This is a genomic window from Streptomyces sp. NBC_00425, from assembly GCF_036030735.1.
Lineage (GTDB): Bacteria > Actinomycetota > Actinomycetes > Streptomycetales > Streptomycetaceae > Streptomyces.
On record NZ_CP107928.1, the window covers coordinates 7,071,865 to 7,096,876 of the forward strand.

Annotated in this window: 24 protein-coding genes, 1 pseudogene and 1 riboswitch; of the genes and pseudogenes, 12 read left to right on the top strand and 13 right to left on the bottom strand. The window is 72.8% G+C overall.

From position 1 onward, the window contains the following. The first annotated feature begins 10 nt into the window (after nucleotides 1–10). On the top strand, nucleotides 11–1,039 hold the full coding sequence (locus OHS82_RS31020) for a 6-phosphofructokinase (protein ID WP_057579989.1): 1,029 nt from the start codon (nucleotides 11–13) through the stop codon (nucleotides 1,037–1,039). Between the two features lie 4 nt (nucleotides 1,040–1,043). Here the strand turns inward: OHS82_RS31020 and OHS82_RS31025 are convergent, their stop codons facing one another. Together OHS82_RS31025 and OHS82_RS43590 are read right to left on the bottom strand one after the other, a co-directional pair. Then, nucleotides 1,044–2,906 (bottom strand): anthranilate synthase family protein, encoded by a 1,863-nt coding sequence (locus tag OHS82_RS31025; RefSeq protein ID WP_057579991.1) that lies wholly within the window; start codon nucleotides 2,904–2,906, stop codon nucleotides 1,044–1,046. A 112-nt stretch (nucleotides 2,907–3,018) separates the two neighbouring features. Next, complete coding sequence (locus OHS82_RS43590) at nucleotides 3,019–3,075, bottom strand: trp operon leader peptide (RefSeq protein WP_078912442.1); 57 nt, start codon at nucleotides 3,073–3,075, stop codon at nucleotides 3,019–3,021. A gap of 119 nt (nucleotides 3,076–3,194) precedes the next feature. On the opposite strand from OHS82_RS43590, the gene OHS82_RS31030 reads away from it, so the two are divergent. Then, complete coding sequence (locus tag OHS82_RS31030; protein WP_057579993.1) at nucleotides 3,195–4,547, top strand: class II 3-deoxy-7-phosphoheptulonate synthase; 1,353 nt, start codon at nucleotides 3,195–3,197, stop codon at nucleotides 4,545–4,547. Between the two features lie 123 nt (nucleotides 4,548–4,670). Then, nucleotides 4,671–4,913 carry a (2Fe-2S)-binding protein gene (locus tag OHS82_RS31035; protein ID WP_328435023.1) on the top strand — a complete coding sequence of 81 codons (243 nt, stop codon included), beginning with the start codon at nucleotides 4,671–4,673 and terminating at the stop codon, nucleotides 4,911–4,913. A 7-nt stretch (nucleotides 4,914–4,920) separates the two neighbouring features. Here the strand turns inward: OHS82_RS31035 and bfr are convergent, their stop codons facing one another. Then, a complete protein-coding gene (bfr, locus tag OHS82_RS31040) occupies nucleotides 4,921–5,400 on the bottom strand; it encodes a bacterioferritin (protein WP_057579997.1) in 480 nt (159 codons plus the stop codon). A gap of 185 nt (nucleotides 5,401–5,585) precedes the next feature. Here bfr and OHS82_RS31045 point away from each other — a divergent pair, with 185 nt between their 5' ends. Beyond that, complete coding sequence (locus OHS82_RS31045) at nucleotides 5,586–6,218, top strand: sulfite oxidase-like oxidoreductase (RefSeq protein WP_057579999.1); 633 nt, start codon at nucleotides 5,586–5,588, stop codon at nucleotides 6,216–6,218. 22 nt (nucleotides 6,219–6,240) lie between these two features. Here OHS82_RS31045 and OHS82_RS31050 read toward each other — a convergent pair whose 3' ends face one another. The 5 genes from OHS82_RS31050 to thiO all read right to left on the bottom strand — a co-directional run bounded on the left by OHS82_RS31050 (nucleotide 6,241) and on the right by thiO (nucleotide 11,452). Beyond that, a complete protein-coding gene (locus OHS82_RS31050) occupies nucleotides 6,241–7,119 on the bottom strand; it encodes a deoxyribonuclease IV (RefSeq protein WP_079041329.1) in 879 nt (292 codons plus the stop codon). 34 nt (nucleotides 7,120–7,153) lie between these two features. Then, nucleotides 7,154–9,094 (bottom strand): Stk1 family PASTA domain-containing Ser/Thr kinase, encoded by a 1,941-nt coding sequence (pknB, locus tag OHS82_RS31055; RefSeq protein WP_328435024.1) that lies wholly within the window; start codon nucleotides 9,092–9,094, stop codon nucleotides 7,154–7,156. A gap of 184 nt (nucleotides 9,095–9,278) precedes the next feature. Continuing rightward, nucleotides 9,279–10,073, bottom strand: a complete 795-nt coding sequence (locus OHS82_RS31060) for a thiazole synthase (protein WP_057580004.1) — start codon at nucleotides 10,071–10,073, stop codon at nucleotides 9,279–9,281. Nucleotides 10,074–10,076: 3 nt separating this feature from the next. Then, nucleotides 10,077–10,277: a sulfur carrier protein ThiS gene (gene thiS, locus OHS82_RS31065; protein WP_057580307.1), complete on the bottom strand. Its 201-nt coding sequence runs from the start codon at nucleotides 10,275–10,277 to the stop codon at nucleotides 10,077–10,079. A gap of 8 nt (nucleotides 10,278–10,285) precedes the next feature. Next, entirely contained in the window at nucleotides 10,286–11,452 is a 1,167-nt protein-coding gene (thiO, locus tag OHS82_RS31070) for a glycine oxidase ThiO (RefSeq protein WP_057580006.1), read from the bottom strand. After that, a riboswitch (TPP riboswitch) is annotated at nucleotides 11,450–11,561 on the bottom strand. It overlaps the preceding gene by 3 nt. 52 nt (nucleotides 11,562–11,613) lie before the next feature. On the opposite strand from thiO, the pseudogene OHS82_RS31075 reads away from it, so the two are divergent. The 6 genes and pseudogenes from OHS82_RS31075 to OHS82_RS31100 all read left to right on the top strand — a co-directional run. Then, a pseudogene (locus OHS82_RS31075) lies at nucleotides 11,614–11,946 on the top strand (hypothetical protein); the annotation flags it as partial. A 161-nt stretch (nucleotides 11,947–12,107) separates the two neighbouring features. Then, entirely contained in the window at nucleotides 12,108–13,349 is a 1,242-nt protein-coding gene (locus tag OHS82_RS31080; RefSeq protein WP_079041330.1) for an NAD(P)/FAD-dependent oxidoreductase, read from the top strand. Between the two features lie 65 nt (nucleotides 13,350–13,414). Further along, the gene (locus OHS82_RS31085) at nucleotides 13,415–13,780 is read left to right on the top strand and encodes an Rv2175c family DNA-binding protein (RefSeq protein WP_057580009.1); all 366 of its coding nucleotides are present in this window, start codon (nucleotides 13,415–13,417) and stop codon (nucleotides 13,778–13,780) included. Between the two features lie 76 nt (nucleotides 13,781–13,856). Beyond that, entirely contained in the window at nucleotides 13,857–14,504 is a 648-nt protein-coding gene (gene thiE, locus OHS82_RS31090) for a thiamine phosphate synthase (RefSeq protein ID WP_328435025.1), read from the top strand. Between the two features lie 154 nt (nucleotides 14,505–14,658). Further along, nucleotides 14,659–15,582, top strand: coding sequence for a methylenetetrahydrofolate reductase [NAD(P)H] (metF, locus tag OHS82_RS31095; protein WP_057580011.1), 924 nt, complete (start codon nucleotides 14,659–14,661; stop codon nucleotides 15,580–15,582). A 56-nt stretch (nucleotides 15,583–15,638) separates the two neighbouring features. Then, nucleotides 15,639–16,646 (top strand): SCO2102 family sporulation regulator, encoded by a 1,008-nt coding sequence (locus OHS82_RS31100; protein WP_057580013.1) that lies wholly within the window; start codon nucleotides 15,639–15,641, stop codon nucleotides 16,644–16,646. Nucleotides 16,647–16,781: 135 nt separating this feature from the next. On the opposite strand, the gene OHS82_RS31105 is transcribed toward OHS82_RS31100, so the two are convergent. The 5 genes from OHS82_RS31105 to OHS82_RS31125 all read right to left on the bottom strand — a co-directional run bounded on the left by OHS82_RS31105 (nucleotide 16,782) and on the right by OHS82_RS31125 (nucleotide 22,961). Further along, nucleotides 16,782–18,266: a phytoene desaturase family protein gene (locus tag OHS82_RS31105; RefSeq protein ID WP_057580015.1), complete on the bottom strand. Its 1,485-nt coding sequence runs from the start codon at nucleotides 18,264–18,266 to the stop codon at nucleotides 16,782–16,784. A gap of 37 nt (nucleotides 18,267–18,303) precedes the next feature. Beyond that, complete coding sequence (locus OHS82_RS31110; RefSeq protein WP_057580017.1) at nucleotides 18,304–18,918, bottom strand: DUF4126 domain-containing protein; 615 nt, start codon at nucleotides 18,916–18,918, stop codon at nucleotides 18,304–18,306. 443 nt (nucleotides 18,919–19,361) lie between these two features. Then, nucleotides 19,362–19,988 (bottom strand): TetR/AcrR family transcriptional regulator, encoded by a 627-nt coding sequence (locus OHS82_RS31115; RefSeq protein ID WP_057580019.1) that lies wholly within the window; start codon nucleotides 19,986–19,988, stop codon nucleotides 19,362–19,364. A 44-nt stretch (nucleotides 19,989–20,032) separates the two neighbouring features. Continuing rightward, nucleotides 20,033–22,117: a YhgE/Pip family protein gene (locus tag OHS82_RS31120; RefSeq protein ID WP_057580021.1), complete on the bottom strand. Its 2,085-nt coding sequence runs from the start codon at nucleotides 22,115–22,117 to the stop codon at nucleotides 20,033–20,035. Then, a complete protein-coding gene (locus OHS82_RS31125) occupies nucleotides 22,089–22,961 on the bottom strand; it encodes an ATP-binding cassette domain-containing protein (RefSeq protein WP_057580022.1) in 873 nt (290 codons plus the stop codon). Before OHS82_RS31125 ends, OHS82_RS31120 begins: the two co-directional genes overlap by 29 nt. A 170-nt stretch (nucleotides 22,962–23,131) precedes the next feature. Here OHS82_RS31125 and OHS82_RS31130 point away from each other — a divergent pair, with 170 nt between their 5' ends. Both OHS82_RS31130 and OHS82_RS31135 read left to right on the top strand, forming a co-directional pair. Then, nucleotides 23,132–23,698: an SAV_6107 family HEPN domain-containing protein gene (locus OHS82_RS31130; RefSeq protein WP_057580024.1), complete on the top strand. Its 567-nt coding sequence runs from the start codon at nucleotides 23,132–23,134 to the stop codon at nucleotides 23,696–23,698. 294 nt (nucleotides 23,699–23,992) lie between these two features. Next, a complete protein-coding gene (locus OHS82_RS31135) occupies nucleotides 23,993–24,784 on the top strand; it encodes a class I SAM-dependent methyltransferase (protein ID WP_057580026.1) in 792 nt (263 codons plus the stop codon). Nucleotides 24,785–25,012 lie beyond the last annotated feature (228 nt).

A 25,012-nucleotide genomic window follows, 5' to 3' on the forward strand; every position in this document is an offset into this window, starting at 1 on the left:
GACACTTTCCATGCGCGTCGGAGTACTGACCGGAGGCGGCGACTGCCCCGGCCTCAACGCCGTCATCCGGGCCGTCGTCCGCAAGGGCGTCCAGGAGTACGGCCATGACTTCGTCGGCTTCCGGGACGGCTGGCGGGGTCTGCTCGAGAAGCGCTCGGTCCGCCTCGACATCCCCGCGGTCCGGGGCATCCTGCCCCGCGGCGGCACGATCCTCGGCTCCTCACGGACCAACCCCTTCAAGGAGGAGGACGGTGTCCGCCGCATCCGGGAGACCCTCGCCGAGTCGGCGGTGGAGGCGCTCGTCACCATCGGCGGGGAGGACACCCTGGGCGTCGCCGCCCGCCTCTGCGACGAGTTCGCGGTGCCCTGCGTGGGCGTCCCCAAGACCATCGACAACGACCTGTCCGCCACCGACTACACCTTCGGCTTCGACACCGCCGTGGGCATCGCGACCGAGGCCATCGACCGGCTGCACACCACCGCCGAGTCGCACATGCGGGTCCTCGTCGTCGAGGTGATGGGCCGTCACGCGGGCTGGATCGCTCTCCACTCCGGGCTGGCGGGCGGCGCCAACGTCATCCTCATCCCCGAGCAGCGCTTCGACATCGACCAGGTGTGCGCCTGGGTGACCTCCCGCTTCCGCTCGTCGTACGCGCCGATCGTGGTCGTCGCCGAGGGCGCGATGCCCCGGGACGGCGACGTCGTCCTCAAGGACGGGTCGCTGGACTCCTTCGGGCATGTGCGGCTCTCCGGCGTCGGCGAGTGGCTGGCCAAGGAGATCGAGCGGCGCACCGGGAAGGAGGCCCGCACGACGGTCCTCGGCCACGTCCAGCGCGGCGGCACCCCGAGCGCCTTCGACCGCTGGCTCGCCACCCGCTTCGGCCTGCACGCCGTCGACGCCGTGCACGAGGGCGACTTCGGCAAGATGGTCGCCCTGCGCGGCACGGACATCGTCCGGGTACCGATCGCCGAGGCGACGGCCCGGCTGAAGACCGTCGACCCGCGGCTGTACGCGGAGGTGGGAGTGTTCTTCGGCTGAGCCCCTACGAGGGCAGGCCCGTCGCGCGGAGCCGGGCGACCGCCTCCCGCACCAGCGACGTCCCGTTCAGCGTCAGCACCGACTCCGGATGGAACTGCACCCCGCCGAACCCGGGCCCCCGCAGAGCGTGCACCTCGCCGTTCGGGGCCCGGCTCACCTCCACCCCGTGCGCCGCGAGCTCCTGCGCGGCCGCGTCGCCGCACCGCGCCACGAAGCTGTTGTAGAAGCCCACCGTCTCGGCCCGCCCGAACAGGTCGATCTCCGTCTGCGCCCCCTGGTACGGCACCTCCTTGCGGACGATGTCCAGCCCCAGCTCGGCCGCGATCAGCTCGTGGCCGAGGCACACGCCGAGCACCCCGTGCCGGTGCTCCCGCAGCACCCGGGCGGTCAGCTCCCGCAGGCGCCGCATCCTCGGATCGTCCAGGTCGGACGGATCGCCCGGACCGGGCCCCAGCACCACCGGCCCCTCGTGCGCGAGCACCGCCTCGCGCAGCCCGTCCTCGTCGTGGCGCCGGACGTCCACCTCGAGACCGCTGGAGCGCAGCACGTGCGCCAGCATCGCCGTGAAGGTGTCCTCGGCGTCGACGACGAGCGCGTGCCCGGTCAGCTCCCGCGTCCGCTCCTGCATCCGCAGCCAGAACGGCGCCAGCGAGGCGCGCCGCCCGTCGAGCGCCGCCCGCACCCGGGGGTCGTCGGCGAGCCTCGGCGGCACGGCCCGCGCGTCCGGCCGGCCCGCGCGCACCCCCAGCGCCGCCAGCACCCCGGCCGCCTTGGCGTGCGTCTCCGCCACCTCGCCCGCCGGGTCCGACCCCCGCACCAGCGTGGCCCCGACCGGCACCCGCAGCCGCCCGGCGGCATCGACGTCGGCGGTGCGGATGAGGATGGGGGAGTCGAGGGTCTGCGCCCCGCCCGGGTCCCGGCCCAGCAGCGCCAGCGCGCCGGCGTAGTACCCCCGCCCGCCGACCTCGTGCCGCTCGATGACCCGGCAGGCGTTCTGCACGGGCGAGCCGGTCACGGTCGCCGCGAACATCGTCTCCTTCAGCACCTCCCGAGCGTCCAGCGACGACTTCCCGCGCAGCTCGTACTCGGTGTGCGCGAGGTGCGCCATCTCCTTCAGCCGCGGTCCGACCACCACCCCGCCCATGTCGCCGACCGTGCACATCATCTTGAGCTCCTCGTCGACGACCATCGACAGCTCCTCGATCTCCTTGCCGTCGGCGAGGAAGTCCAGCAGGTGCTCGGGGCTCGGCCCCTCGGCGGGATACCGGTAGGTGCCGCTGATCGGGTTCATGACGACCGTGCCGCCGGACATCCGCACATGCACCTCGGGGCTCGCCCCGACCAGCGTCCTGTCCCCGGTGTGCACCACGAACGTCCAGTACGCGCCCCGCTCGCCCTCCAGCAGCCGCCGGAACAGGGCGAGGGCGTCGGCCCGGGAGAACCCGGGGATCTCCCCCTCGTAGGTCCGCCGGATCACGAAGTTCGCGCCCTCGCCGCCCCCGATCTCGTCCCGCAGCACCCGCCCGACGATCCGGGCGTACTCCTCGTCGCCGACGTCGAAGGCGCCGTCGCGGACGCGCACGTCGTGGGCGGGCAGCTGGGAGAGGACGTCCTCGAGCGGGAAGGTGTGGGTCTCCTCGGGGTGCAGCACCGAGAGCGGGGTGCCGTCGTCACGCACGTCGAAGCCGCGCTCGCGGATCTGGCGGAAGGGGACCAGGGCGAGGCCCTCGTCGGGGAGGTCGGCCAGCCGGTCGTAGGCGCGGACCGGGCCAAGGAGCAGTTCGACGACGTTCTCGTCGTGGCCCGGCGTGCGGCGGCGCAGCAGGGCGAACGGGCGGGGATCGGCCGGCAGGTCGAGCAGATGCATGGGGCGTGTCCTTCTCTCTGGGAGGAGCTTGTCGCCAGAGGGACGGCCGGGCCCGGAAAACACCGAAGGCCGCCCTCTGGGGCGGCCTTCGCGAAGTCGTGCGTACGCGCAGTCAGTGGGCCGCCGGATGAGCGGTCCACCACCAGTTCTGGGTCGAAAGCGCGAACATGCGCCGCACCCTACCCCATGTGCCCCCGGGTCGCGGGGAGGCCTCAGGTGAGCGGTACGGCGTCTCACCTGTCGAGCCGGTGCGAAAACGACGTGACACGACCCCGTAGTGTTGAGGGCGTGACCGTGAACGCTAAGACCAGCGCGAGCGCTGGCAACACCTGGCGAGACCTGCCCGCGGCGCAGCAGCCCGAGTACCCCGACACCGAGGCTCTGCGCGCAGTGATCGCGGACCTCGAGTCGTATCCGCCGCTCGTCTTCGCGGGCGAGTGCGACCAGCTGCGCGCCCGGTTGGCGGCCGTCGCCAAGGGAGAGGCGTTCCTCCTCCAGGGCGGCGACTGCGCCGAGGCCTTCGACGCGGTGTCGGCCGACCACATCCGCAACAAGCTCAAGACGTTGCTGCAGATGGGCGCGGTGCTGACGTACGCGGCCTCCGTGCCGGTCGTCAAGGTCGGCCGGATCGCCGGCCAGTACTCCAAGCCGCGTTCCAAGAACACCGAGACCCGCGACGGCGTGACGCTGCCGACGTACCGCGGCGACTCGGTGAACGGCTTCGACTTCAACGAGGCGGCCCGCGTCCCGGACCCCGAGCGGCTGAAGCGGATGTACAACGCGTCCGCCTCGACGCTCAACCTGGTGCGCGCCTTCACCACCGGCGGCTACGCCGACCTGCGCCAGGTGCATGCCTGGAACCAGGACTTCGTGAAGTCGTCCCCGTCCGGCCAGCGCTACGAGCAGCTCGCCCGCGAGATCGACCAGGCACTGAACTTCATGCACGCCTGCGGGGCCGACCCGGAGGAGTTCAAGACGGTCGAGTTCTACTCCTCGCACGAGGCGCTGCTGCTCGACTACGAGTCCGCGCTGACCAGGGTCGACTCCCGCACCGGGCGTCTGTACGACGTCTCGGCGCACATGGTGTGGATCGGCGAGCGCACCCGGCAGCTGGACCACGCGCACATCGAGTTCGCCTCGAAGATCCGCAACCCGGTGGGCATCAAGCTCGGCCCGACGACCACGGCCGAGGAGGCGCTGCAGTACATCGAGCGTCTGGACCCCGACCGCGAGCCCGGCCGGCTGACCTTCATCGTCCGCATGGGCGCCGACAAGGTCCGCGACAAGCTGCCCGAGCTGGTGGAGAAGGTCACCGCCTCGGGTGCCACGGTGGCCTGGATCACCGACCCGATGCACGGCAACACCTACGAGGCGGCCTCGGGCCACAAGACCCGCCGCTTCGACGACGTGCTGGACGAGGTCAAGGGCTTCTTCGAGGTCCACAAGGCGCTCGGCACCCACCCGGGCGGCATCCACGTGGAGCTCACCGGCGACGACGTCACCGAGTGCGTGGGCGGCGGCGACGAGATCTTCGTCGACGACCTCCATCAGCGCTACGAGACGGCCTGTGACCCCCGGCTGAACCGCAGCCAGTCCCTGGACCTGGCGTTCCTCGTGGCGGAGATGTACCGGGACCAGTGACCTTCCGGTCATGGGAGTGGGGCGCGGATCACATACGATCCGCGCCCCACTCCACTTTTGCGTTCGTCGACCGCCGGGTAAGGTTAGGTTAGCCTTATTGATCTCGGCGGGAGGTGAATCCGCGTGTTCGTATGCAGCTGCTTCGGTGTGACCGAGGCGCAGGTCCAGCAGCACGCGGACGACGGAGCCTGCACCCCCCGCCAGATCGCCTCCGCCTGCAAGGCGGGCACGGACTGCGGGTCGTGCGTCCGTCGTATCCAGGCGATCCTCGGCCGGGGCGCCTTGCCGCGCCGCGACCTCGCCGCCCAGGGCAGGCCGGTCCTCGCCGGACTCGAGGAGTACGAAGACCTCGAGGAAGCCGCCTAGTCAGGGCTCAGCTCTCCGGCTGCTCGATCAGCTGGGCGATGTAGAGCGCCTCTCCGAGCTTCTCCACCAGCTCCAGCTGGGTGTCCAGATAGTCGATGTGGTGTTCCTCGTCCTCGAGGATCGACTCGAAGATGTTCGCGGACGTGATGTCGCCCTTTTCGCGCATCACCTTGATGCCGCGCTTGAGCCGGTCGATCGCCTCCACCTCGACCAGCCGGTCGGCCTCGAACATCTCCTTGACCGTCTGGCCGACGCGCACATGGAACAGCCGCTGGTAATTCGGCAGCCCGTCCAGGAAGAGAATCCGGTCGGTGAGCACCTCGGCGTGCTTCATCTCGTCGAAGGACTCGTGCCGCGTGTATTTCGCCAGCTTCGTCCAGCCGAAGTTCTCCTGCATCTTGGCGTGGAGGAAGTACTGGTTGATGGCGGTGAGTTCGCCGGTGAGCTGCTCGTTGAGGAACTCGATGACCTCGGGGTCGCCCTGCATCGCAGAGGCTCCTTCCACGTCGGAGAATTCGGGAGGTTCCGCCGCATGATTTCACCGGCATCGAAGATCGTCCAGTAAGTGCGTACTTAGTAAGTTAGTGCATGCTTAGTATCAGTTGCCCGATTCGGGATATGCCCGGTCATGGCTGGTCATGTGCATCGTCCGGGGTCTGTCAGGATGGAGTCATGGGTCATCCGGTGGAGCGCGAATCTGGAGAAGAGGCGGTGTCCGAGCTTCCGCCGGGACAGCGACTGCAGCGCGGCTGGCCCGTCACCCACTACGGCCCGGTCCCCAAGTTCCGTCCCGAGCGCTGGGAGTTCCGGGTCTTCGGCGCCACCGCCGACGGCGGGAAGAGCTGCTGGAACCACGACGAGATCACCGCCCTCCCGTACGCCTCCGTGCTGGCCGACCTGCACTGTGTGACGAAGTTCAGCATGCTCGGCGCCGAGTGGGGCGGCATCCCGGCCCGCACGATCCTGGAGATCGCACCGCCCGCCGCCGGGGTCACCCATGTGATGGTGTGGGCCGAGTACGGCTTCAGCTCCAACCTGCGGCTCTCCGACTTCGCCGCCGAGCGCACGATCTTCGCCACCCACAAGGACGGCGAGCTGCTCACGGCCGAGCACGGCTTCCCGCTGCGTCTGGTCGTCCCGCATCTCTACGCCTGGAAGGGCCCCAAGTGGGTCCGTGGCATCGAGTACATGACCGCCGACCGCCGAGGCTTCTGGGAGGAGCGCGGCTACCACAACATCGGCGACCCCTGGAGCGAGCAGCGCTACTCCTACCAGGAGGAGCCCGGGGACGGCCCCGAACTCTGACCGGCTCCCGGGCAGGGCGCCCTCAGCAGTCCCGCAGCTTCTTCAGCCGCTGCACGTCCGCCGCGTGGCCCTCCCGGCCGCCGGGCGTCTCGATGATCAGCGGCACGCCCGCCGTCGCCGGGTGGGTCATCAGGTCGCGGAAGGCGTCCTCTCCGATGTGACCCGCGCCGATGTTCTCGTGCCGGTCCTTGTGGGCGCCGGCCACGTCCTTGGAGTCGTTGGCGTGGATCAGCTTCAGCCGGCCCTCGCCGACCGTGTCCACCAGCAGGTCGAGGGTCCGGTGCATGCCGGACGGACCGGCCAGGTCGTGACCGGCCGCGAAGATGTGGCAGGTGTCGAGGCAGACGCCCAGCCTGGGGTGGGAGTCCAGAGCCTCGAAGTACGGCCCGAAGTCCCAGGTCCGGGAACAGAGCGAGGAGCCCTGCCCGGCGGTGGACTCCAGCAGCAGGAACGGGTCGTCGTCGTGGGTCAGCTCGTCCAGCACCGGCAGCAGGCACTCGCGCACCTGTTTCAGCGCCACCGACCGGTCCCGTCCGCCCGTCGCGCTCCCGGTGTGCACGACCACGCCCAGCGCGCCGATCTCCCGCCCCCGGCGCAGCGAGTGCCGCATCGACTCCACCGACCGCTCGGCCGTCGCCTCGGTGTGCGAGCCGAAGTTGATCAGGTACGGGGCGTGCACGTACGCCGGGACCGACCGCGCCTCGCACGCCTCCCGGAAGGCCTCGTCCTGCCGTGGGTCGCCCGGCGGTGTGGCCCAGCCGCGCGGGTTGGCCACGAACACCTGGACCGTCTCGGCCTCGAGGTCGTGCGCGTACGACATGCCCACGCGGTGCAGACCGCCGGCCACCGGCACATGGCCGCCGACGGGATTGCGGGAGGGGAAGGGGGGACGAGCACTCACCCGGTCAGGGTGTCATGCCCGCCCGCCCGGTCCGTCACCGGATGGTGATCGTGATCGTCGACCCCTTGGGAGCCGACTTCCCGGCGTCGACGGACTGCTTCTTCACGGTGTCCCCGAACAGGCCGAGCAGGCCGCGGTCCTCGTCGACCTTGAACCCGGACTGCTCCAGGAGCGACTTGGCGTCGTCCACGCTCGCGCCGACCACGTTCGGGACCTCGACCATCTCCGGGCCCTTGGACAGCGTCAGCGTCACGGTGTCGCCCTCGGCGACCTGGCTGTCCGCCTTGGGGGTCTGCGCCGCGACCTTGCCCTTGTCGACCTCGGAGTTGACCTGCTCGGAGGAGACCTTCACCGTCAGGCCGGCCTCCTCCAGCGCGGTCCTGGCGTCGTCCAGGTCCTCGCCGGAGACGTCGGGGACGTCGACCGGGCTGCCCTTGCTGACGACGAGCGAGATCGCGGTGCCCGCGCGGCGCTGCGCTCCGGCCTCCGGATCGGTGCTGATCACCGCGCCCCGGGCGATGTCGTCGCTGAACTCCTCGGTGACCAGACCCGGTTCCAGGCCGTCCTTCTTCAGCAGCTGCTCGGCCTTCTTCAGCGCCGCGCCCTGCACGTCCGGCACCTTCACGATCTCGGGGCCGTCGGAGACGGTGAGCGCCACCGAGTCGTTCTTCCGGATCCGGGCGCCGGGCCCGGGGTCCGTCTCCGTGACCGTGCCGCGCTCGGCCGTGTCGCTGTACGTGTGCCGGACCTTGCCGACACCCAGCCCCGCAGCCTCCAGACGCTTGCGGGCGTCGGCCTCCTTCTGCGTCAGCACCGAGGGGACCTTGGTGAACTGGCCGGAGTTGATGTACCAGACGCCCGCGCCCACGCCGAGCACCAGCAGGACGACGGTGACGAGCGCGATCACTCCACGCCCGGGCCGCCCGGAACGACGCCGCGGCGGCAGCGGAGGCGGGCTCTGGAACCGGGACGTCCGGTGGAGCGCGGCCGCGTCGTCGGCGGGCTCGTCCTCGTTGACCGGCAGCGGGCGGGGGACGGTGAGCGAGCGGGGGATCACGCTCGTGCGGTCCTCGGCGTTGTCGTGCTCACCGGAGAGGGCCTGCGGCGGCAGCGCGTCCAGCTGTTCCTCGGTGAGCGGGGCGCGCGCCTCCCGGACCTGTCCGAGTAGCGCGACGGCGTCGTGCGGCCGGACCGCGGGCGTGCGCGCGGTGGCCGACGCCACGAGTTCGTCCAGCTCGAACGGCAGCCCGGGGACGAGCGCCGAGGGCGCGGGGACGTCCTCGTGGAGGTGCTTGTAGAGCACGATCGCGGGGGAGTCCCCCTCGTGCGGTTTGTCGCCGGTGAGCATCTCGTAGAGCACGACGCCGCACGCGTACACGTCGACGCGGGGATCGGCGGCGCCCGGCTGGTCGATCTGCTCGGGGGCGAGGTAGGACACGGTGCCGAGCACCGCCCCGGTGGTGCTGGTGACGGTGTCCACCGAGCGCACCAGGCCGAAGTCGGCGACCTTGACCCGGCCGTCGTCCCCGATCAGCACGTTCTCGGGCTTCATGTCCCGGTGCACGAACCCGGCCCGGTGCGCGGCGCCCAGTGCGGCGAGGACCGGCTCCAGGATGTCGAGTGCGGCCCTCGGCTGCAGGGCACCGCGGTCGCGCAGCACGTCCCGCAGGGTGCAGCCGGCGATGTACTCCATGGCGAGATAGACGTACGAGCCGTCGGCGCCCTGGTCGAAGACCTGCACGACGTTCGGATGAGCCAGGCGGGCGACGGACTTCGCCTCCCGGATGAACCGCTCGACGAACGCCGCGTCGGCGGCGAGCGCCGGATGCATCACCTTGAGCGCGAGCACGCGGTCGAGGCGGGTGTCCACGGCCCGGTAGACCGTGGCCATCCCGCCGACCGCGATCCGCGCCTCCACGCGATACCGGCCGTCGAGCACCTGCCCGACCAGAGGGTCCTGAAGGGTCGTGTCCACGCAGGTGAGTGTACGAGCCGTCACCGACACCCCGCCGATCACACCGGGATCGCAGCGCGACTGCAGCCGAGCTGTGACGCGAACCCGCGGGTAGCGTCCGGGCCGGGCGCGCGCGTGGCCCGGGCGGGGCCCGCCCCGGTGACGTCCGGCCGCCGGCCGCCTCCGGCCCGTCCGCCGGCCGGCGTCAGAAAGCGGGGCGTTCCGGGTCCAGGGCGGCCAGGCCCTCGACGGGGGACGAGGCCTCCGCGAAGTAGCGGCGGGGGATCCGGCCCGCCAGCCGGGCCGACCTGCCCGCCTCGACGCCGGCCCGCATGGCGGACGCCATCCGCTCGGGATCCCGAGCCCGCGTCACCGCCGACGCCAGCATCACCCCCGCACACCCCAGCTCCATCGCCAGCGCCGCGTCCGACGCCGTGCCGGCCCCCGCGTCCAGGATCACCGGCACACGCGCGTGCTCGACGATCAGCTGGAAGTTGTGCGGGTTGCGGATCCCGAGGCCGGACCCGATCGGCGACCCCAGCGGCATCACCGCCGCGCAGCCGACGTCCTCCAGCTTGCGGGCCAGGACCGGATCGTCGTTCGTGTAGGGCAGCACGGTGAAGCCCTCGTCCACCAGCGTCTCCGCCGCGTCCAGCAGCTCGACCGGGTCCGGCAGCAGCGTCCGCTCGTCGGCGATGACCTCCAGCTTGATCAGGTCGGTCCCCAGCGCCTCCCTGGCCAGCCGTGCCGTCAGCACGGCCTCGCCGGCCGTGAAGCACCCCGCCGTGTTCGGCAGCACCCGGATGCCGAGCCGCTGCAGCACCGACAGCACGGACCCGTGCACCGACGGGTCCACCCGGCGCATCGCGACCGTCGTCAGCTCGGTGCCGGAGGCGGCCAGGGCCCGCTCCAGCACCTCCAGGCTGGGCGCACCCCCGGTGCCCATGATCAACCGGGAGGAGTAGGACGTCCCCCCGAGGACGAGGTCGTCGTCGGCCATGGCTCAGCCTCCCTGGACCGCGGTGAGGACTTCCACGCGGTCCCCGTCGGACAGCGCCGTGGACGGCCACTGCGCGCGCGGGACGACGGTCTCGTTGAGGGCGGCCGCCACCCCGGAGGCCGCGGGCGTCAGGGACCGCACGACGCTTTCGAGAGCGGTGCCGGGAGCGAACTCCCGCCGCTCCCCGTTGACCGAGACGTTCAGACGGTCGTTCACGCGGGCTGCTCCAAGAGTGCGGCGGCGCCGAAACGCCGGGGGGTGAAGGGTCGGGCCTCGTCCGGCAGCTCCCCGGTGGCCAGGACCTGCGCCATCGCGTCACCGGTCACCGGCGTCAGCAGCACGCCGTTGCGGTAGTGACCGGTGGCCAGCAACAGCCCGGGCAGCTCCGTCGGCCCCAGCAGCGGCGCGTTGTCCGGGGACCCCGGACGCAGTCCCGCGCGCGTCTCGGTGAGCGGCAGCTCGGTGATGCCCGGGACCAGCTCGTGGGCGTCGCGCAGCAGCTCGTACACGCCCCCCGCCGTCACGGTGGTGTCCCAGCCGAGCTCCTCGCTGGTCGCGCCCACCACCAGTTCGCCGTTCTCCCGGGGGACCAGGTAGACCTGGCTGCCGCGGACCACGGCCCGCACGGTCCGGTTCAGGAACGGCGCGCACCGCGCCGGCACGGCCAGCCGCAGCACCTGCCCCTTGACGGGCCGTACGGCGGGCAGCACGTCCGCCGGTACGCCCGCGAGCCGTCCGCTCAGACTGCCGCCGGCGAGCACCACCTGTCCCGCCGTCGCCGTCGTGCCGTCCCGCAGGACGGCGCCCGTCGCCCGGTCTCCGACGACCGTCAGCCGCTCCGCCCATGTGCGGTGGAAGACGACGCCCGCCCGCTCGCAGGCGGCCGTCAGGGCCCCGGCCAGCCGCCGCGGATCGACCTGGTGGTCGTCGTCGGCCCGCAGTCCGCCACGGATCCCCGGCGCGAGCATCGGCTCCAGACGCCGGCACTCGCGCCCGGACAGCCACTCCGACTCCAGCCCCGACTGCCGCTGCAGGGCGTGCAGTTCGCGCAGATGGGTGCGGTCGTCGGCGTCCAGCGCGACCGCGAGCGTGCCGCAGCGCCGGTAGCCGACGTCGAGCCCGGTCAGCTCCGTCAGCTCGGCCGCGAAGTCCGGATAGCGGCGGGCCGACGCGAGGTTGAGACCGAGCAGGGTCTGCTCGCCGTAGTGGAGTTCCGTGACGGCGGCCAGCATCCCGGCGGCCACCTGGGCGGCCCCGCCGCCCGGCTCCGGGTCCACCACCGCCGTCGCGAGGCCGCGCTGCGCGGCCCGCCAGGCGGTGACCAGACCGATGATCCCGCCCCCGATGACGAGGACGTCTGGTGTGCGTGGAGACGACATGGGCGTCCAGCCCCTCCCTTCGCCGGCATGACCCGGATCAGGTTCGTACGGTCGGAGGCCGCCAGCCTCCCTCTCAGCCCGGTGCGTCCGGGCTCCCGCGAGTGCTCTACGTTGGCCACCCTAGCCCGACGTGACACGCCTCAGTAAGGGAGCCCCCGCCCATGGCACGCTCGCTCGACGGCCTCGTCCTCGCCCCCGTGGCCGACCAGGCTCCCGGGCAGGTCGGCCTGCGCACCCGCTTCGCCTACCACGAGCGGGACGGGGCGGTCTGGGCCGACTACGCGGGCGGCGACGTCGTGCGCGGGCACCTGGTGGGCACCCGTGAGGGGGACCGGCTCGACTTCCGGTACGTCCAGCTCAAGCACGACGGGACGACCTCCTCGGGACACTGCGTGTCGACGGTCCTGGAGTTGCCCGACGGCAGGCTGCGCCTGGACGAGACGTGGGAGTGGGAGTCGCAGCCCGGACACGGCACCAGCGTCGTGGAGCAGATCCCGGACGAGATCCCGGACGAGATCCTGGATGAAATCCCGGATGGAATCCCGCATGAAGGGGAGGAATCCCCGCGCGGTGCACAGGACGTCCGGCGCGGTGTGGAACAGGTCACCGAGCAGGGCGGCTGACTGACGAAACGTCAGGTGTCTATGGTGATCGGGTGAGCGAGCAGAGGCAGGAAGAGGGCCGGTCCGGAGCGCGGCGCGTGGTCGTCGCCGGCGCGGGCATGGCCGGGGTCCAGACCGCGGTCGCCCTGCGCGAGCAGGGCTTCGACGGAGCCGTCACCCTGATCGGCGCGGAACCCCACCAGCCCTACGACCGGCCCCCGCTGTCCAAGGCCGTGCTGCTGGGCAAGGCCGAGAACTCCGCCTTCGACGTCGACTTCGAAGCCCTCGGCATCCGGCTGGAGCTCGGGCGCGAGGTCCTCGGCCTGCGTCCCGCCGACCACGAGCTGGACACCGAACGCGGGCCCGTCCCGTACGACGTGCTCGTCCTCGCCACCGGTGCGGAGCCGGTCCGGCTGCCGGGCTCCGAGGGCGTGCCCGGCGTGCACCTGCTGCGCACCCTGGACGACGCCGAGCGCCTGCGGCCCGTCCTCGCCCGGCAGCACGAGATCGTGGTCGTCGGCGCCGGCTGGATCGGCGCGGAGTTCGCGACGGCCGCACGCGAGGCCGGCTGCGCGGTCACCGTCGTCGAGGCCGCCGACCGTCCGCTGGCCGGGGCGCTGCCGCCCGAGGTCGCCGCCCCGATGGCCGACTGGTACGCCGACAGCGGCGCCGACCTGCGCACCCACGCGCGCGTGGCGCGCCTGGAGCCCGGCGCCGTCGTGCTGGACGACGGCTCGCGGCTGCCCGCGGGCGCGGTCGTGGTCGGCATCGGCGCCCGCCCCGCGACCGCCTGGCTCACCGGCTCCGGCGTCGAGCTGGGCGCGCACCACGAGGTCGTGGCGGACGAGAGCCTGCGCACGAGCCTGCCGGACGTGTACGCGGTCGGCGACTGCGCCTCCTTCCCGTCGCGCAGGTACGGCGAGCGGCTCCTCGTCCACCACTGGGACAACGCCCTCCAGGGGCCGCGCACGGTCGCGGCGAACATCCTCGGCGCGGCCACCGGCGAGCCCCCGGTCCCCTACGACCCGGTCCCGTACTTCTGGTCCGAGCAGTTCGGCCGCTTCGTCCAGTACGCCGGTCACCACGCCGACGCCGACGCCCTGCTGTGGCGCGGCGAGCCTTCGGGGCCGGCCTGGACCGTCTGCTGGCTGCACGAGGACCGCCTGGTCGCCCTGCTGGCCGTGGGGCGGCCGCGCGACCTCGCCCAGGGCAGGCGGCTGATCGAGGCAGGCACGCCGATGAACCCGCGGCTCCTCGTGGACCCGGCCCGGCCGCTGAAGGCGGCCACCGCCTGACTCCCGCCCCCTGGTCGGACCGGCCCGGCTTCCGACTGTCGGTGGCAGATGGCAGGCTTGTTCCCGTGACCGAGATTGACGCAAAGACCGATGCTCTCGTCCCCGCCTGGCTCACCGTGCCCGACATCGCGGAGATGCTCGATGTCGACGTGATCCGCGTACGGCAGCTGATCAAGGACGGCCAGCTCATCGCCGTCCGCCGGGGCGAGAACCGTGCGCTGCACGTCCCCGCCGCCTTCATCGACGGGGACAAGGTGGTGAAGGGCCTGGTCGGAACCTTGACGCTGCTGCGGGACGACGGCTTCAAGGACGAAGAGATGCTCGAGTGGCTCTTCACCCCCGACCCGAGCCTGCCCGGTACGCCCGCGCAGGCCCTGAGTGAGAATCGCGGCACGGAGGTGAAGCGCCGCGCCCAGGCGCTCGCCGTCTGACCCGCGGATCCGCACCGACACCCGGTGTACGGGGGTGCACCAGGCCCCCGTACGCCACCACCCTGGGGGACCTCGTATGCCCGACACCGCCCGCACCCGCCTGGCCGCGGCCCGGCTGTACCTGTGCACGGACGCCCGCACCCGACAGGGTGACCTCCCGGAGTTCCTCGACGCCGTCCTCGCGGCCGGCGTCGACATCGTCCAGCTGCGCGACAAGGGCATGGAGGCGGCCGAGGAGCTGGAGCACCTGACGGTGTTCGCCGACGCCTGCGCCCGGCACGGCAGGCTGCTCGCGGTGAACGACCGCGCGGACGTGGCGCACGCCGCGGGGGCCGGTGTCCTCCACCTCGGCCAGGGCGACCTCCCGGTCCCCGCGGCCCGCGCGATCCTCGGCGACGACGTCCTCGTCGGCCGCTCCACGCACGCGGCGGCCGAGGCCGAGGCGGCCGCGGTCCAGGAGGGCGTCGACTACTTCTGCACAGGCCCGTGCTGGCCGACCCCCACCAAGCCCGGCCGGCACGCCCCCGGCCTCGACCTGGTCCGGCACACCGCCGGCCTCGGCACCGACCGGCCGTGGTTCGCCATCGGCGGCGTCGACCTCGACAACCTCGACGAGGTGCTCGCGGCGGGCGCCCGCCGGGTGGTGGTCGTCCGGGCGATCACCGAGGCGGCGGACCCGGGCGCCGCGGCGGCCGAGTTCGCGAAGCGGCTGAGCGAGGCGTAGGACGAGGCGGGCGGCCCGTCGGCCGGCCCGCCTGGCTCCGGCTCATACGGTCGTTTCCCGTACGACTGTCCAAGGGATGGACAACAAGTCGGCAATTCGGGCAAATATCCCGCATCCGGTTGGGGGACCGCCCACCCCTGACTAACCTGCGGGTATGGCCCTAGGAACCGCATCCACCAGGACGGACCACGCGCGCACCGTGCGCGACATGCTCGCCACGGGCAAGACGACGTACTCCTTCGAGTTCTCGGCGCCCAAGACTCCCAAGGGTGAGCGAAACCTGTGGAGCGCCCTCAGGAGGGTCGAGGCGGTCGCCCCGGACTTCGTCTCCGTGACGTACGGCGCCGGCGGCTCCACCCGCGCGGGCACCGTGAAGGAGACCGAGCAGATCGTCGCGGACACCACCCTGACCCCGGTCGCCCACCTCACCGCGGTCAACCACTCCATCGCCGAGCTGCGCAACATCATCGGCCAGTACGCCGACGCCGGCATCCGCAACATGCTGGCCGTGCGCGGCGACCCGCCCGGCGACCCCATGGGCGCCTGGGTCCCGCATCCGCAGGGTCTGACGTACGCCGCCGAACTCGTCCAGCTCATCAAGGAGTCGGGCGACTTCTGCGTCGGCGTCGCCGCGTTCCCCGAGATGCACCCGCGCTCCGACGCCTGGGAGAAGGACGTCGCGCACTTCGTCGACAAGTGCCGGGCCGGCGCCGACTACGCCATCACGCAGATGTTCTTCGAGCCCGACTCCTATCTGCGGCTGCGCGACCGCGTCGAGGCCGCCGGCTGTGTGACTCCGGTCATCCCCGAGGTGCTTCCGGTGACGAGTGTGAAGATGCTGGAACGCCTGCCCCAGCTCAGCAACGCCCACTTCCCGGCCGCCCTGAAAGAGCGGATCCTCACAGCCAAAGACGATCCGTCCGCTGTACGCTCCATTGGCATCGACTTCGCCACGGAGTTCTGCGCACGGCTGCTGGCCGAGGGAGTGCCCGGACTGCACTTCATCACGCTCAACAGCTCCACGGCGACGCTGGAAATCTACGAGAACCTGGGCCTGCACCATCCGCCGCAGGCCTAGACCGGTCGCACCGACTTACGACACACTGCGTAGCGGCCACTGGGAGAGGGGCGTACATGGGCTGGACGGTCCTCTACATCGCGTTCGGCATCGTCGCGCTGTGGCTGCTGGGTGAGGTGCTGCTGCAGTACAAGGCGCGGCTGCGCTGGCGGCTGCTGGCCTTCGTGGGCTTCCTCGGCGTGGTTCTCGGTGTCCTGATCCCGTCGGTCGTCGTCATCGCACTGGGCGCGGTCGCCTTCGCGGTCGGCCAGACCTACGTCACGCTGTCCTTCCGGCGCGGCTTCGCCGAGGGCTGGGCCTTCCGGCGCGCCGACGCGGACGGTGAGGGCGGCGAGGTCGCCAAACGCCGCCGCGGCAAGGCCGAGCGCCAGGACCCGAGCCTCGAGGTCTCCGGTCTGCAGGCGGCCGAGGAGGGCTTCGACTCCGGTGCGCCCTACGACGCCGACGCAGCGGACTCCGTCCGCGGCCGCGGCGCCGGGGACGCCTACGACGACGACTTCGACCGCGACGACGTCTTCACCCCCGCCGCCCGCACCGCCGACACCGCGGTCGCCTCCGTCTACGAGCCGCAGCCGATGCCCGACGACACCGGCTCCTACGGCATATACAGCGATGCCGCGTACGCGGCATCGACCGGCCAGGGGCAGCAACAGGGCCAGCAGCAGGACCAGTACGCCACCGCCGCCCAGGGCGCCGACCAGAACTACGGCTACGACGGCTACTCCGGCTACCAGCAGCAGTACGGCTACGACGCCACCGGCGAGCAGCAGTACGCCGCCTACTCCGACCCGTACATCGGCACCCAGACCTACGGCGGAGGCTCCTACGACCCCGCCTACGGGCAGCAGCAGTACGGGCAGCAGGGCTACGGCCAGGACCAGTACGGCACGGGCGGCGGCTACGGCGAGACCCCGGCCGGCGGCGTCTGGGTCCCGCAGCAGCGCAACACCGACGATCCCCTGGGCGGCGACTTCCCGTCCGAGCAGCAGTACCCCTACCAGGGCGAAGGACAGCAGCAGGGGCCCGGCCAGGGAACCGGCTACGACGAGCAGTATCGGTTCTGACGGCCGCGTTCACCCACCGCGTGCCCCGGCCGACCGTCACCGCGGGCCCGGTCCGCCCACCGACCGTACCCGGCGCTCACCGCCGAGCCCCGTTCGCCGGCTTCCGAGCCGTGCGCCCGCCGCGCCCCCGGGCGCTCACTGCGAGCCCCGGAACTGCGGCCCCTCCACGATCAGACCGGACACCAACGCGCCCGACATCCCCGCGTGCGGCAGCCCGCCGCCCGGATGCGACCAGCCGCCGACGGCGAACAGGCCCTGCAGTCCGGTGGAGTTGGCGGGATGCAGCAGCCGCCCCCCGGCCGCCGCCAACGCCGGCGCCGGAACGGCCCCGCCCGCCGCACCCGTCTCCCGTGCGATGTCGGCCGGGGTGCGCACCTCCCGCCACAGGACGCGGTCGCGCAGGCCCGGGACGGCCCGCTCGGCGGCGGCGACCAGGGCGTCCGCCCGGAGCTCCGTCTGGTCGCCGGGCAACTCCGGTCCGGCGGGCACCACGGCAGTGATCGTGACCGCCTCGTGGTCGCCGTCCGGGACCAGCCGGGCGTCGTCCGGCCGCAGGACCGTCACCGTCGGCAGCGCGGGCGCGGACGGCACGGCGCCGAAGAGGCCCGCCAGCTCGCCCTCTCGGTCCTGCGTGTGCACCACCGTGCGATGTGCGGCGTCCCGCGGACGGGGGCCGCGCAGCGCCATCAGCACGGTCAGCCGGCTCGGCAGGGAACGCTGGGGGACGACCTCGCCCTCGCCCCGGACGGGCAGGCCCGCGAAGCTGCCCGGGGCGACCACGAAGTCCGCGTCCGCCACGCGGCCGTCGGCCAGCTCCACGCCCGCGGCCCGGCCGTCCTTCTCGAGTACGCGCGTCACCTCGGCGTCGAAGACGAACCCGACCCGGCGGGCCAGGCACCGCTCGTACACCGCGCGGGCCAGCTCCCGCATCCCCCCGCGCACGTACCACGTGCCGAAGGCGTGCTCCATGTACGGCAGGACGGCCGCGCTCGCCGGAGCGACCCGAGGGTCGAGCCCGTACGCGAGCGCGTGGGACTCCAGGAGCGCGGCGAGCCGGGGGTCGCGCAGCTCCCAGGCGCCCACCTCGGCGAGGGTGCCGGCGCGCCGGGTGCGCACCAGACGCCTGTGCGGCACCGCCGGGTAGGGCTCGCGGTCGGCCAGCACCGACCAGTCGGGCCACAAGGGCTCCTCCAGGAGCGGGCGGCGGGTGCGGTCCCAGGCTTCGCGGGCCCGCACCAGGAAGTCGCCCCAGCGCTGCCCGGCCTGCGCACCCAGTGCCTCGTCCAGCGCGGAGACGACCCCCGCGCGTGAGGCGTTCGGCAGGGCCGCCTCGGTTCCGTCGGCGAAGACGTGGCGGGCCGACGGGTCTACCTGGACCAGCTCGACGCACGCCTCCAGCGGCTCCTTGCCGGTCTTGACGAACAGGTCGCGCCAGACGGCCGGGAGCGGAAGCAGCCCGGGACCGGTGTCGAAGCCGAACCCGTCCTTTTCGAAGCGGCGCACCGCTCCGCCGTACGTGTCCGTCCGCTCGTACACCGTCACCCGGTGGCCCGCGACGGCCAGCCGGGCGGCCGCCGCGAGCGCGCCCATGCCGGCGCCGATCACCGCAATCCCTGCCATGCCGCGACCTTATCGGCCGCCGCCGACACCCACGCCGTCAGCCCGGCGGCGGCCACGGGAGCCGGGTGAGCCGGCGTTCCTCCCGCCGTTGCGCCCTGCGTCGCAGGAACCGCCGGATCCGGGAGACGAGGAAGAACAGCACCGTCAGCCCGGCCACCAGCAGCGTCGCCGCGACGGCCGAGGCGGCCACCGGATGGAAGATCGCGAACGTCACGATCCCGGCGACGCCGAGGTCCTCGGCCAGGCTCACGATCACGTTGCTGAACGGCTCCGGCGAGGAGTTCACCGCCATCCTGGTGCCGGCCTTGACGGCGTGGCTGGCCAGCGCCGTGGAACCGCCGATCAGGCCGGCCGCCGCGTCGGAGAGCGAGCCGCTCTGCCCGGCGAGCACCGCGCCCACCCAGGCTCCCGCCGCCGGCCGGACGACGGTGTGCACCGCGTCCCACGCCGAGTCGACGTACGGGATCTTGTCGGCGACCGCCTCGCACAGGAACAGGACGCCCGCGGCGATGAGCACCTCGGGGCGCTGGAGCGTCCCGGGGACGTCGTCGCTCAGGCCGGTGGCGCCGAACACGCCGAGCAGCAGCACCACCGCGTAGGCGTTGACGCCGCTGGCCCAGCCGCTGGTGAAGACGAGGGGGAGTACGGACACGGAGGCGATCGTAACGAGTCGGCCGCACGGCGTCCTGGGGATGAGCGCGCGGGCCTGAGTACGCGTACCTAGGGGGTGAGTTGAGTATGCGCACGGATGGGCGTCGACCTGCGAGGACGGGAGAGTGGAGACACGGAGAGAGGGGCGGCTCCGGCACCGGCGACACGGGGCGCCGGAACGGAGCGGCCCTCGATCCGCTCCTTCCGCCGGAGGGTTCGGCGGGAGCGAGGCACGGGGGATCCCCAGGGGGACGACCGAACGGGGGCAACGGGGGACACGGGGGAGAAGAAGGGGGAACGGGGGAGCACGAGGAAGCGCCGGTCAGCGGCGGCCCACGGGGGACGTGGCCGCTGCGGACCGGCGCTTTCGTGTGCCCGCGCGTCGACGGCGCCGCTGCACGCGCGTGGGGAGGTCGCTCGCCTCGGCACGCGCGTGCCGTTCGGCTAGCGGCACCCGCTGACCCGTCCCTGCAACAGCCGGGAGAGCGCGGAATGGACGTCGTCCAGTGACCGTTCCGGCTGGAAGGCCTGCCAGTCGAGGGCGGCCACCAGGACCATGCCGACCAGCGCGGACGCCGTCAGCTGTACGTCGATCTCGTCGCTGAACTCGCCGCCCGCCACGCCCTCGCGCAGCACTTCCTCGACGACGGCCACCGCCTGCTGCCGGACCACCATGAGCGTGGACTGCCAGGCCCGGTTGGTGCGCCACAGCTCGGCCACGTACAGCTGGGTGAAGGACGGGTAGCGGTCGATGAAGACGAGGCCCGCGCGGATCATCGCGTCGAGCGCGTCGACCTTGCCGCCGCCCTCCCGGGCCGTGCGCTCGGCGGCCTCGCGCAGCGAGGCCGTGAGCAGGCCCACGCCGTGCCGCAGCAACTCCTCGAACAGGACCGACTTGCTCGCGAAGTTGTAGTAGACCGTGCCCTTGGCGACGCCGGCCCGTTCGGCGATCTCGTCGACGGTGGTCGCGGAGAAGCCCTGCTCGGCGATCAGGGTGACGGCCGCCTCGTAGAGCTTCTGCCGGGTGGCCTCGCGGCGGGTGCGGCCGCCCGGGGCGGTGCTGCTTTCCATGGTCCCGATTGTCACAGGAACTGGGCCGCCCGGACGACGGATCCTCACAGGGTCAGCTCCGGGTGCAGCCGGGCCGGCGTCCACACCTGCCGGCGGCGCGCCGACAGGGCGGTCAGCGCCAGGGCTCCCGCGGTGAAGGCGACGAGCACCACGCACGCGTGCCACACCGGTGCCAGGCCGCCGCCCGTGATGAGCCGGCGCAGTGCGTCGACCACGTGACTCATCGGCAGGTAGGGGTGGACCGCGTTGAAGAAGCCGGGGCTGGTCTGCACGGGATAGGTGCCGCCCGCGGACGTGAGCTGCAGCATGAGCAGGGCGAGGACGAGGATCCGGCCCGCCGCGCCGAAGCGCGCGTTGAGCCACTGCACGAGCGCCGCGAAGCACGCCGACACCAGGAACAGGAAGCCCACCGTGCCCGCCGCCCGCACCATCTGGAGACCGACCCACCAGTGCAGCACGGCCATCAGCGCCGTGGTCTGCAGCACGCCGATCGCCACCACCGGAAGCCAGCCCGCCAGCGCGATCCGCCACGCCGGGGCGCCGGCGGCCAGCGCACGCCGGTTCATCGGCGCGATCAGCATGTACGCCACCATCGCCCCCACCCACAGCGACAGCGGGATGAAGTACGGGGCGAATCCGGTGCCGTAGTTAGGCGCCTTGTGCAGGTCCTGGGAGGCGAGCCGCACGGGGTCGGCCATGACGGCGGTGCGCGCGTCGCGCTGCGGCTCGTCGTAGTCGGGGATCCGTCGGACGCCGTCGTGCAGGCCGTCGGCGAGCTTGCCGGACCCGTCGGAGAGCTTGAACATGCCGCCGTCGAGGTTCTCGGCGCCGGTCTCCAACTTGCCGACGCCCGCGTCCAGGTTCACGGAGCCCGTCTTGGCGGTGCCGAGCCCGCCGTTCAGCTTCTTGACGCCCTTGGCCACCTTCGAGGCGCCCGTGTTCAGCGCGTTGACCTTGGTCACGGCGTCGGCGAGGTCCTCGGAGAGATGCGGGGCGTCGTCGGCGAGCGACTGCGCCTGCTTCCGCAGGGCGCCCAGGTTCGTGCGGAGCGTCTTCAGGTCGCCGTCCTGGTCCGCGACCAGCGTGTTGACGTCGTCGGCGACCGTCGCGACGTCGGCGGCCGAGTCCTTGGCCTTCGCCAGCTCGGCGCAGGCGGGGTCGGGCAGCACAGGTGTCTCGCAGCGTGACTTGTGGATGGCGGCGAGGGCGTCCGAGGCCGTGTGGGCGGCCTTGGCGGCGGGTGGCGCCGCCTTCACCAGGGCCGCCAGATCGCCGTCGATCAGCTCGGCGGAGTCGGCGACCAGCTGGGCGGTGTCGCCGATGGTCTTCTCGTTGTCCTGGAGGAAGGGCCCCACCGCGCCGGAGAATCCGTTGACCTTGTCGGCGAGCGCCTGGGTGCCGTCCGCGACCTTCTGCGAGCCGTCCTCCAGGGCGTCGGCGCGCTCGTCGAGCGTCGTCAGCCCCTTGGCCAGCTTGCCGCTGCCGTCCTTGGCGTCGCCGAGCCCGTCGGCGAGGGCCTTGGAGCCCTTCGCGGCCTTCCCGATGCCGCCCGTCAGGTCGTCTGCCCCGTCCGCGGCCTCCTGGGTCTTGCCGTGGATGTCGGAGAAGGAAACGAAGATCTTGTCGAGGAAGGACCGGGAGGTCTTCGTGGACGCGGCCGTGCGCACCTCGCTGAAGACGGTCCGGGAGATCTGCCCGACGATGTAGTTGTTCGCGTCGTTGGTGCGCACCTGTAGGGCGCTCGTCGCGGGGGAGTCGCCGGAACTGGAGGCGATCCGCCGGCTGAAGTCGGCGGGCATGGTCAGCGACAGGTAGTACCTGCCGTCCTCCACGCCCGCGCGTGCCTCCCGGGCGCTCACCTCGTGCCAGTCGAAGACCGCGCTGTCGCGCAGCTTCGCGGTGATGTCGTCCCCGGCGGTGATCCGCTTGCCGTCGGCGGTCGCGCCCGTGTCGTCGTTCACCAGCGCCACGGGGATGCGGTCGAGCCTGCCGTACGGGTCCCAGAAGGAGTACAGGTACAGCGCTCCGTACAGCAGCGGCAGCAGCAGCAGCGCGACCAGGGCCGCCCGCGGGAGCCTGCCCCGGCCGAACCGCCGTAGTTCAAGCGCGGCCAGTCTCGGCGTCCGCATGCGCACCCTCCTTCTCGTCGTCGGCCCGGGCGTCGGTGGCGCCCGGTCCGGTGTCCACGGCGTGGTCGCCGTCCTGCCCCGCCCCGGTGGGCACGGGTTCCGGTGCGTTTCGCGTGCGGACGCCGTCCTGCGGGGCCGGTGCCACGGCGGCCGTGCCCGGGTCCGTGCGGACCCGGACGGCGTCCGCGGGAGCCTCGCCGCCGCACACGGCGAGGACCGTCGTCCCCGCCTCCGCGAGCGACCTGAGCAGCGTCCAGACCTCGGTCCGCTCGGCGTCCGTCAGCTTCAGGTCGATGTCGTCGACGCCGAGCAGCAGCGGACGCCCGATGAGCGCCAGCGCCACGGAGAGCCGGAGGGCCTCGGTGCGCTCCAGATCGCGGACGGCGGTGCGCGCGCCCTTGGGCAGGGTCTCGCGGTCGAGCCCGGCGGCCGCGAGCGCGGTGTCGATCCGCGACGCCGTGCGCGCCTCCCGCTGCGCGCGCGGGCGCAGCAGATCCCTGACGGAGCCGTCGAACCGCCTTTGCAGCAGTGCCCGTTCGCGCAGGTGCTCGCCGACCGTCAGGGCCGGCTCGAGGTCCGTCACACCGGCGACGTGCGCGAGCGCGCTGACGCGCCGTACGGCGGCCATCTGCCTCGGCAGCCGGGCCGCACCGACGGCCGCCGTTCCCTCCGTGGTCCTCATCCGCCCGGTGAGGGCGAGCAGCAGGCTCGTCCGGCCGGAGCCCGAGGGCCCCTCGATCGCGATCAGCGATGCCGGCTCCGCGTCGACGTCCACGCCTCGGAACGCCCATCCGCGGGGGCCTCGCAGCCCCAAGCCGTCGGCTGCGACACCGACTTCGTCCACTGGTTCCCCCCGGTGGGTTTTTGAACTGACTGGTCAGTGCAAAACTAACCCGAACTTTCGATCGAGGCAAAGTCCCAGGTCAGAACGGATTGTCAGTGGCATACCGCACGATGGGCACATACGGCAGCCCGTATCGGACGCGCCGTCACACTGACGACAGGAGGTTCGTCATGGCCAACCACCACGCAGCCGCCGCACACCGGCGCCGCGCCACCGGCCCTGCCCCCTCACTGACCGGCCCGGCGAGCGATGTGCACCCCGTGCTCCGCCGCACCACAGCCCCGCCCGCCGCCCTCGACCTGCTCGCCCAGGCCCGCGCGGGCCTCGAGGAGGCGGCCGCCCTCGAGACCCCCAACGACCGCTATGCCACGGCCCATCTCGCGGCCCTGCGCACCGCGGCGGCCGTGCTCGCCGCCCGCGGCCGCCCCGAACCCTCCTCCCGCCGCCGCGCCCGCATCCGCAGCGCCTGGGAGGTGCTTCCCGAGATAGCCCCCGAACTCACCGAGTGGAGCGCGCTGTTCGCCTCCGGCGCCCGGCGGCGCGCCCGGGCCGAGGCGGGCATCCAGGGCGCGGCCGGGCGTCGGGACGCCGACGACCTGATCCGCGACGTGGCGATGTTCCTCCGTCTCGTCGAGCGCATGCTGGTGCTCCAGCCGGTCCTGCCCCAGCCGCGCCACGAGGAGGACGACCCCGGCGGCCCCGCCGCACACCGGCGCGACCTGCCGGATGCCGGCTGACATGCCCGCCCGACACCGCGCACCCCCGTCGGCGCCGGGCACCGCCGACACCTGGTCGCGCACCGCCCCGGGAGCGGTCTGCGGGCCGGCCGGGGAGGTTACGGCCGGCGCCGCCTGTCCTGGTCGGTCCGGCGGGGGACCGACGGCACCGGTCGGGGCGGCGGAGGCAATAGGGTGGAAGGCGCCTGAAGCCTCCTCTCCACCTGCCCGCGCACCGGCGCGGGCCGGGCCCGGGGAGGCAGCCCGTTCGCTCCGCCGCGCAAGAGGCGGTGCCGCGCCGAGGAGTCAACTGCCGTGTCGGATCCGATGCGCCCGCCCGCCTCCCACCCCCGCTCCCGCGCCTCTCTGCGCACCGCCGTGGTCTGGGACGTCCTCCAGGACGCCCTGGAGCGCCGGGTCAAGGCGACCGGTCGTGAGTCGCTGGACGTCCTCGACACCGGGGGCGGCAGCGGCAACTTCGCGGTGCCCGTAGCCCTCCTCGGGCACCGGGTCACCGTCGTCGACCCCAGCCCCAACGCGCTGTTCGCCCTGGAGCGACGCACCGCCGAGGCGGGCGTCGCCGACCGCGTGAAGGGCGTCCAGGGCGACGCCCACGGGCTGTTCGACGTGGTCGAGCGCGGCGGTTACGACGCCGTCCTGTGCCACGGCGTCCTGGAGTACGTCGACGACCCGGCCGAGGGCGTCCGCAACGCGGTGGCCGCGCTGCGCTCCGACGGCCTCGTCAGCCTCCTGGCGGCCGGCCTCGGCGGAGCCGTGCTCGCACGCGCCCTCGCCGGCCACTTCACCGAGGCCCACCGGGCGCTCACCGGCGCGGACGGCCGCTGGGGCGAGGGCGACCCCGTGCCGCGCCGCTTCACCGCCGAGCAGCTCACCGCCCTGGTGGAGGGCGCGGGCCTCCAGGTCGGCGCGGTGCACGGCGTCCGGGTCTTCGCCGACCTCGTGCCCGGCGTCCTCGTGGACACCGAGCCCGGCGCCCTCGAGGCGCTGCTCAAGCTCGAGGAGGCCGCCGCCGAGCTCCCCGCGTTCCACTCCGTGGCCACCCAGCTTCATGTGCTCGGTGAGACACGGGGGACCGACGGGAGCTGAGCGCCTCCCGGGTCGTACCGCTGATCAGGCGCTTGACTGTGCATGTAGTACGCCACAGGCCCCCCGTTCCGGCCCGGTGCGCCGTATGATCGAGGGAGACCGCCCGGCATGACGGGTCGGCTGCCGGGGAATGGACACCTCAGCGAGCCGGGACGCCCATGGCGGGCTCCGGTTGGCCAATTGGCGTAGAGGGGCGGGTTTCACGGGGGCGATTCCCTGCCTATCCTG

Excerpts from the sequence above, each read along its gene's own strand:
- OHS82_RS31020 (WP_057579989.1), top strand. The coding sequence starts at position 11 with ATGCGCGTCGGAGTACTGACCGGAGGCGGCGACTGCCCCGGCCTCAAC.
- OHS82_RS31025 (WP_057579991.1), bottom strand. The coding sequence starts at position 2,906 with ATGCATCTGCTCGACCTGCCGGCCGATCCCCGCCCGTTCGCCCTGCTG.
- bfr (WP_057579997.1), bottom strand. The coding sequence starts at position 5,400 with ATGCAGGGCGACCCCGAGGTCATCGAGTTCCTCAACGAGCAGCTCACC.
- OHS82_RS31045 (WP_057579999.1), top strand. The coding sequence starts at position 5,586 with ATGGGTCATCCGGTGGAGCGCGAATCTGGAGAAGAGGCGGTGTCCGAG.
- OHS82_RS31060 (WP_057580004.1), bottom strand. The coding sequence starts at position 10,073 with ATGGCCGACGACGACCTCGTCCTCGGGGGGACGTCCTACTCCTCCCGG.
- thiO (WP_057580006.1), bottom strand. The coding sequence starts at position 11,452 with ATGTCGTCTCCACGCACACCAGACGTCCTCGTCATCGGGGGCGGGATC.
- thiE (WP_328435025.1), top strand. The coding sequence starts at position 13,857 with ATGCCCGACACCGCCCGCACCCGCCTGGCCGCGGCCCGGCTGTACCTG.
- metF (WP_057580011.1), top strand. The coding sequence starts at position 14,659 with ATGGCCCTAGGAACCGCATCCACCAGGACGGACCACGCGCGCACCGTG.
- OHS82_RS31100 (WP_057580013.1), top strand. The coding sequence starts at position 15,639 with ATGGGCTGGACGGTCCTCTACATCGCGTTCGGCATCGTCGCGCTGTGG.
- OHS82_RS31105 (WP_057580015.1), bottom strand. The coding sequence starts at position 18,266 with ATGGCAGGGATTGCGGTGATCGGCGCCGGCATGGGCGCGCTCGCGGCG.
- OHS82_RS31115 (WP_057580019.1), bottom strand. The coding sequence starts at position 19,988 with ATGGAAAGCAGCACCGCCCCGGGCGGCCGCACCCGCCGCGAGGCCACC.
- OHS82_RS31120 (WP_057580021.1), bottom strand. The coding sequence starts at position 22,117 with ATGCGGACGCCGAGACTGGCCGCGCTTGAACTACGGCGGTTCGGCCGG.
- OHS82_RS31130 (WP_057580024.1), top strand. The coding sequence starts at position 23,132 with ATGGCCAACCACCACGCAGCCGCCGCACACCGGCGCCGCGCCACCGGC.